Annotated in this window: 1 protein-coding gene; it reads left to right on the top strand. The window is 63.7% G+C overall.

Annotated features, from left to right (window positions below; all coding sequences use genetic code 11):
- Positions 1-756: bacteriophage T4 gp5 trimerization domain-containing protein (locus tag BLT03_RS23640; protein WP_434802432.1), on the top strand; the 756-nt coding region annotated here is incomplete at its 5' end.
- Positions 757-1,004: the final 248 nt, after the last annotated feature.

The raw sequence follows: 1,004 nt of genomic DNA, 5'->3' as shown, positions 1-1,004 counted from the left end.
GAAGACAAGGCCGGCGCCGAGCAGCTGTGGCTGCATGCGCAGAAAGACCAGCTCACCGAAGTCGAGAACGACGAAGACAAATGGGTGGGCAACGACCGCAGGAAGACCGTCGACCGGGACGAGACCAACGTCATCCACCGCGACCGCACCGAGACCGTGGACCGCGATGAAAAGATCACCGTGCACGGCTGGCGCACCGAGGAAGTCGATGGGGACGAAACCATCACTATCCATTCGAACCGCACCGAACGGGTGGACCACAACGAAAAGATCAGCATCGGCGACAACCGGACCGAAGACGTCGGCATCAACGAGACCGTGAGCATCGGCAAGAACCGCAGCAAGACCATCGGCAAGAGCGAGAAAGACGACATCGGCAGCAACTGGACCATTCAGGTCGGTCAGATGAAAACCGAAACCGTGGGCATGGTGGCCATGCAGAACGTGGGCATGGCCAAGATGATGAACATCGGCGTTGCCTACAGCGTGAACGTCGGCATGCTGCGCAACGACCTCGTGGGCATGAACTGGAGCCGCAGCGTGGGCAAGGACGACAGCCTGAACGTGGGGGGCGATCGCACCGCGCAGGTCAGCGGGGGCGACACCCTGCAAGTGGGCAAGGCGCTGGCCGTGAAAGCGCAGCAGATCACCCTGGAGGCCGACCAGGAGATCACCCTGCGCTGCGGGGCGAGCACCGTGCGGCTCACGCCAGCGCTCATCGAAGTGCTGTCCACCCTGGACAAGCTCAACTGCTGAGGCTGGCGCGCGGCGCTCAGGCCCCGCATTGCCCGCCCACCCACGCACCCACGCACCCACGCTGCCTGCAAAGGCGATGGTGCAAGCCCAAGACGACTGGCGCAACGGCCCCGAGGCCTTCGCCCATCCTCATCCAAACCCCCGGCAAAGATTCCCCGAGAAAGAACGACAGCATGAGTGGCAAACCAGCGGCGCGGCAAGGCGACATGACCAAAAAGGGCGGGCCCATCGTCCAGGGCTCGGCCACC

Origin of the sequence: Paracidovorax valerianellae, from assembly GCF_900102625.1 — a bacterium.
Taxonomy (GTDB): Bacteria; Pseudomonadota; Gammaproteobacteria; order Burkholderiales; family Burkholderiaceae_C; genus Paracidovorax; species Paracidovorax valerianellae.
Note: the sequence above shows the minus strand (reverse complement) of the source record. Positions and strands in the feature narration are given on the sequence as shown.